This window comes from Sphingobacterium shayense (genome assembly GCF_013179575.1).
Lineage (GTDB): Bacteria > Bacteroidota > Bacteroidia > Sphingobacteriales > Sphingobacteriaceae > Sphingobacterium > Sphingobacterium shayense.
Genome location: NZ_JABMCQ010000198.1, coordinates 1 through 6,250 on the forward strand (window position 1 = coordinate 1; position 6,250 = coordinate 6,250).

Annotated in this window: 5 protein-coding genes; 3 read left to right on the forward strand and 2 right to left on the reverse strand. The window is 42.4% G+C overall.

All coding sequences use genetic code 11. The features are described from left to right. The 3 genes from HP439_RS16960 to HP439_RS16970 all read left to right on the forward strand — a co-directional run. On the forward strand, nucleotides 1-792 hold a 792-nt coding region (locus HP439_RS16960; protein WP_343043557.1), incomplete at its 5' end, for a Gfo/Idh/MocA family oxidoreductase. A gap of 27 nt (nucleotides 793-819) precedes the next feature. Continuing rightward, the gene (locus HP439_RS16965; RefSeq protein ID WP_172391527.1) at nucleotides 820-1,887 is read left to right on the forward strand and encodes a DUF6807 domain-containing protein; all 1,068 of its coding nucleotides are present in this window, start codon (nucleotides 820-822) and stop codon (nucleotides 1,885-1,887) included. Nucleotides 1,888-2,313: 426 nt separating this feature from the next. Then, entirely contained in the window at nucleotides 2,314-2,499 is a 186-nt protein-coding gene (locus HP439_RS16970; protein ID WP_172391528.1) for a hypothetical protein, read from the forward strand. A gap of 292 nt (nucleotides 2,500-2,791) precedes the next feature. Here the strand turns inward: HP439_RS16970 and katG are convergent, their stop codons facing one another. Both katG and HP439_RS16980 read right to left on the reverse strand, forming a co-directional pair. After that, nucleotides 2,792-5,068 carry a catalase/peroxidase HPI gene (gene katG / locus HP439_RS16975; RefSeq protein ID WP_425501384.1) on the reverse strand — a complete coding sequence of 759 codons (2,277 nt, stop codon included), beginning with the start codon at nucleotides 5,066-5,068 and terminating at the stop codon, nucleotides 2,792-2,794. A 157-nt stretch (nucleotides 5,069-5,225) separates the two neighbouring features. Then, a complete protein-coding gene (locus HP439_RS16980) occupies nucleotides 5,226-5,990 on the reverse strand; it encodes a peptidase associated/transthyretin-like domain-containing protein (RefSeq protein WP_172391529.1) in 765 nt (254 codons plus the stop codon). Nucleotides 5,991-6,250: the final 260 nt, after the last annotated feature.

Consider the following 6,250-nt stretch of genomic DNA (forward strand, 5'->3'; position numbering starts at 1 on the left):
TATATTAGATCGGGTAAGTTTGGTGATATAAATATGGTGGAAATGACCTGGAATGTAAATCAGCCGGGACGTTGGCGCCTTCCGAAACTGGTCAGCGAAATCCGCGAACAGGACACGGACTGGGATCGCTTTTTGATGAACCGACCTAAAGTTGCTTGGGATCCCCGAAAATATTTAGAGTACCGCTTGTTTTGGCCCTATTCGTCAGGCATTTGGGGACAATGGATGGCACACCAAATTGACACCGTACACTGGTTTTCGGGCTTAGATCACCCGCGAAGCGTCGTAGCCAATGGCGGAATTTATACATGGAAAGATGGCCGAGAGAATCCCGACACAGCAACCGCAGTGATGGATTATGGGCCCTCAAACGATATGACAAAAGGATTCCAGGTTCTCTATTCTTCACGTTTCACGAATTCTGCGGGCGATATTAAAGAACTCTATTACTCCAACGGTGGCATGCTAAACCTAGACACCAACGAAGTGACTGCAGAGGGTGGATTGAGCGCAGGTGCAGCAGCAGCTATGGGGATGAAACCAAACTTGCTGACTCCTTTTAAGCTTTCAGATGCAGCAAAAATCGAAACTTCAGCAAATACTGGCGGTGATCCGATGACTTCACTTCATATGCGTAACTGGATGGACTGTGTTCGCAACAGAAAAACACCGAATGCATCCGTAGAAGCGGGTTACAACCATTCGGTCGCAAATATTATGGCAAGAACAGCGATGGAGACAGGTAAGAAAGTGACATTTGATGACGCTAAACAAGAAGTTGTTACAAGTTAATAGAAACCGAATAGACTAGACAGCAAAATGATTAAAAATTTTAAAATATCCTCCTCCATTTTCGTGGGGGGACTTATCCTATTTGCAGGATGCAGCGGCCAGTCCTCTCAAGAGCAAGCACGTTTCAGTGTCGTGGAAAATACAGAGGCAAAACGTGTCGACGTCACGATAGACGGCGAACCGTTTACTTCTTATATCTATCCGAATGAATTAATGAAGCCCGTCTTATATCCACTACGGACAACTAAAGGTACCCTAATTACTAGGGGCTGGCCGCTAGACCCTCGACCAGGAGAACGTGTCGACCATCCTCACCATGTTGGTCTGTGGTTCAACTATGGAGACGTTAACGGTCTTGATTTTTGGAACAACTCAACGGATATTCCGGCGGAGAAGAAAGAAGGCTATGGCACTATTAAACATGTTTCAGTTGACAAGATAACCGCTGACAATGAAAAAGCAGTGTTAGAGGTGACAAAGGATTGGCAAAAACCAGATGGCACAAGCTTAATCAAAGAGGAAACCAAGTATACTTTCACACAAAATAACGATGAACGTGCTATAGAGTTAACAACTAAATTGACCGCCCTAAATGAAGATGTTTCATTTAGGGATAACAAAGAAGGATTACTGGGAATCCGTTTAGCGCGGGAGCTCGAACATCCCTCCGATAAACCTGAAAAATTCACAGATGCCAACGGTATTGTTACCGATGTTGCAGAAACGAATAATGTCGGTGTGAGTGGAAAATATATTAGTAGCGAAGGTCTTGAAGGTGATAACGTATGGGGTACACGCGCGAAGTGGGTAAATCTAACCGGCAAAATAGGTAACGAGCCGATTTCGCTAGTTATTCTTGATAATCCCGATAACGTGGGTTATCCTAGCTACTGGCACGCTCGCGGTTATGGTTTGTTTGCTGCAAATCCTTTAGGACAAAAAGAATTTAGCGAAGGGAAGGAAACGTTGGATTACAAACTGAAAGCGGGACAATCTGTAACTTTTAAGTATAAAGTTCTCATTAATTCAGGCAGTGTTCTTTCTGATCAACAGGTAAACGACGAGCTTGATGCTTTTACAAAGGGTAAGAAATAATCCGTTCAAGATTTTTGACACAAACCCAAATATTCTTAAATATTTGGTAGCATGCCTCTCTTACAAAAACTAGATTTAAGAAGGAAGCGAATAGTCGGTCTATTAAAGGTCGACTATTTGTTTCCTAAGTAACCTTCAAGAGATAATTAGCCAGTGCATATCCAGATATACTTTCTAGAACCATCCTTTTTAATAGCTCATCTGATTATCGAGCCATATCGTCAGAGACATCGTCTTTCGAGCATAAATTAAACAAAAAATGTATGAAATTGTTTATCTTACAGTAGTTCAGAAAATATAGTATGATTAAACAAAAACCAAATAACGATGGTTGTCATTTCATCGTTCAGAACGTCCTTAAAGAATGTCCAAATCTAACAATTAGAAAGGCATAGATATTGCAGTTGAAATTGAAAATCAAAAATTATGAATTTAAAACGCACCTTTGGAACCATCCTCACGCTTTTAGGAATCATCGGACTTATTTATACCGGATACGAGATAATCAACAAGAGCTCCGATTATACAACGCTTATTGTCGTAGGCGTTATAGGGCTAATTTTCTTTTCTTCAGGCCTCTCATTAGTAAGAAACACAAAAGACGAAGCATAGTCAAACTTGGACAGGGCTTTGGGTGAATAGAAATCTCCATCCTAAATAGAGCCTGGTGCTTATTTTAGGTGTTACAGTTGATTTTTGGCCATAGATAACATGCATGAAATAGCTGTTTTTAGTGAAAGGTAAAATTATAGCAGGGGCATACATTCATTCACGGCTGAAGAATCCTCGAAAAGTAATCAGTACTATGTTCGACATTTCTAAAGTGATACCAAGGTCTCGCTTCAACATTCAATAAAGCAACCGGGAATAGCCCGGTCACTTTATAAAAAAAAAGAATTAATTATTATTTTAAATCGTAGCGATCTGCATTCATCACCTTGTTCCAGGCCCTAACAAAATCGTTTACGAATTTTTCGGATGCATCGTCCGAAGCATAAACTTCTGCCACCGCTCGCAATTCAGAATTAGAACCGAAAACCAAATCCGCTCTAGTCGCTGTCCACTTCGCCGTACCAGACTTACGATCAGTCCCTAGATAAACCTCTTTCGACTCATCTAAGGCTTTCCATTGTGTCCCCATATCTAGCAAATTAATGAAGAAATCGTTGGTCAGGTGATTCGGTCGTTCGGTCAAAATCCCATGGTTCGAATTATCGAAATTTATGTTTATTGAGCGCAAGCCACCCAAAAGCACAGTGAGTTCCGGAACGGTGAGTTGCAACAAATGAGCTTTATCGACCAACAATTCTTCGGTGGAAACTCCCTTGATTGTCGATTTTCTATAGTTTCTAAATCCGTCGGCGACCGGTTCTAACCATTTTACGGAGTCAATATCAGTGTCCTCCTGCGTAGCATCAGCGCGTCCCGGTTCAAAAGGAACCAATATATCATATCCAGCATTTTTGGCAGCTTGTTCAATTCCGACTGCTCCGCCAAGAATAATAAGGTCTGCAAATGAGATCGTTTTTCCGGTCGCGTTAAATGAACTTTGAATGCCTTCGAGCACTTTTAGAACCCGACTAAGCTGCACAGGATTATTAACCTCCCAGTTCTTCATCGGCTCTAGCCGAATCCGTGCGCCATTCGCTCCTCCCCGCTTGTCCGACCCCCTAAAAGTCGATGCAGATGCCCATGCCGTTCCTACCAGTTCTGGAATACTCAACTCTGAATCGTTAATTCGTCTCTTTAGTTCTTCCACGTCCGATTGCTCAACCAATGCGTGATTAATCTTTGGAACTGGATCCTGCCACAGGAATACCTGGTTAGGAGCATCTTCTCCCAAGTAGCGTTCCTTTGGCCCCATATCGCGGTGCGTTAATTTAAACCAAGCTTTCGCGAAGGCGTCGGCAAACTGGTCGGGATTCTCGAGAAATCGTCTTCCGATCTTCTCATAGATTGGATCGACACGCAGAGCTATGTCGGAGGTTAACATAGTTGGGCGATGCTTTTTCGAGGAATCATGCGCATCAGGAATAATATTCCCAGTTCCTTTCGCTACCCATTGGTGGGCTCCCGCAGGAGATTTCGTTAGTTCCCAGTCGAACCCATACAAGTAAGTTAAAAACAAATTTGACCACTCAGTCGGCTTACTTGTCCATGTCACCTCCAGGCCAGATGTAATTGTGTCGCCTCCTTTCCCTGTACCGTAGCTATTGTGCCATCCCAGTCCTTGCATCTCCAAATCAGACCCTTCTGGTTCCGGTCCTACATGATCTGCTGAAGCTGCACCGTGCGTTTTACCAAACGTATGCCCTCCCGCTATTAATGCCAAAGTTTCCTCATCATCCATTGCCATACGACCAAATGTATCGCGAATATCACGTGCCGAGGCTAAAGGATCAGGATTTCCATCTGGTCCTTCGGGATTCACATATATAAGTCCCATCTGTACGGCCGCTAAAGGATCTTCCAAATCACGGCTGTGAATTTTTCCATCTGCATCGTCGTCAGATGAAACGACCCCATGGTCATCGGACACACCTTGCGAACCGTGGGAATAACGGATGTCTCCCCCTAACCATGTCTTTTCCGAACCCCAATACACGTCCATGTCCGGCTCCCATACATCGGGACGCCCTCCAGCGAAACCTAACGTTTTAAATCCCATTGACTCTAATGCCATATTCCCTGCTAGAATAATCAAATCGGCCCACGAAATCTTACGTCCATATTTCTGTTTAATAGGCCACAACAAACGACGAGCCTTATCTAAGGACACATTATCCGGCCACGAATTCAATGGCGCGAAGCGCTGCTGCCCGGCACCTGCACCTCCACGCCCATCCTGCACTCGATACGTACCAGCACTATGCCAAGCCATACGTATGAAAAGTGGGCCATAGTGACCAAAATCTGCAGGCCACCAATCTTGCGAATCCGTCATAAGTTCTTTCAAATCGCGTTTTAGCGCCTGTAGATCCAACGATTTAAATTCCTCGGCATAATCAAAGGCGGGCCCCATTGGATTACCCCTCTCGGAATGCTGTTTCAAAATATGCAATTGTAACTGGTTCGGCCACCAATCTTTATTTTGTGTCCCTCTGCCTGCTACTCCTTTTTTTACCATACTGCCATTGTGGAATGGGCATTTACTAATATCTTCGTTTCTATTCTCCATCATTATTGCGTTTTTCTATAAAATTAAATTGTCTGCTAATTCAAAACTAATTAAAATGCTACCCCATAGAAAATCAGTATTATTGATGAGGTATAAGTTTTGCTGATAAAACCGTCTGCATACTCCTTTGGACAGAATCCTGCGATTCCCTGAGTCTACTTTATTTTTTTAACTCCTCCCTATCGACATATTTATCATAACTATCCTTGATATACATAATGATTTCATATTCAGACATGGCTCTGGCCGAATCGACGGGGGGGCGATATAACTGCATAAATGTTTGCAGCGAATCGCCCTCAAGACCGGTTACTTTAAAAATCATTGCTTTCGAAAAAATGTTATCCACATATCTTTCCTCTTCCTCTTTTATCAACACTTTTTGTAGCTTCGATTGAGGGGATTTTCTCTTCCTCAACATCGATATAACGGAAAGCACATCAATGCTGATCAGTGCGGCCGTACTATTGTTTGCCAAAAAAGAAGGTCTGGGAGCATTTGATGCGTAGTTTTTGGGTATGAAAATATCTTTAAACTTCGGTTTAGCATGATTGAAGGTCTTGGCAAATTCTTGTCGAAATTTTAATGAATCTGCGCGGTAATTTCTCAATGCCCTAACTTTTACTTCGTCGATTAATATTGGATTTTGAATCAAGGTAACGTGTGATTCGGCATCCACGGTCCGTATTATATGGTTTAGCCTGTGGTAACCAATCGAAAAAAAAGCTACGGTGTCACCAATTTTGACATTTGAAAGCGAAAACTTGCCGTCCTCGTCGGAATAGGTGATCTGTGAGCCCAATTGTATCGAAACGCCGTAGAGGTAATTGCCAGAATTCTGATCCGTAATGACACCTTTCCAACTCTGCGCGGACGATGAAATAGCGAAAAAAAGAAATAGAACCACCAACCTTAGACCACTCATTTTCAATATTTTATTATAAAAATATTGAAAAGAAAGCATCTAAAAATGCTATTAACCGTTTTTAACATTTGGTAGTGGCAAACAACGTATGAAAAAACCGATTACGTAGCGATTTGTCTAGGGACGGGTATCAACACGATCTTTAATGTTATTACACACTCACTAAAACAGTTTTTCTAATTTAAGTTCAATGAATTCTATCCATTCTTTATTCTCCGATTGAATAGACCAATTCCCGATAATTTCGGAGTTCTCTTCAT

What these genes read in the sequence shown, in the direction of transcription:
- HP439_RS16965 (WP_172391527.1), top strand. Translation starts at nt 820, where the DNA reads ATGATTAAAAATTTTAAAATATCCTCCTCCATTTTCGTGGGGGGACTT.
- HP439_RS16970 (WP_172391528.1), top strand. Translation starts at nt 2,314, where the DNA reads ATGAATTTAAAACGCACCTTTGGAACCATCCTCACGCTTTTAGGAATC.
- katG (WP_425501384.1), bottom strand. Translation starts at nt 5,068, where the DNA reads ATGATGGAGAATAGAAACGAAGATATTAGTAAATGCCCATTCCACAAT.
- HP439_RS16980 (WP_172391529.1), bottom strand. Translation starts at nt 5,990, where the DNA reads ATGAGTGGTCTAAGGTTGGTGGTTCTATTTCTTTTTTTCGCTATTTCA.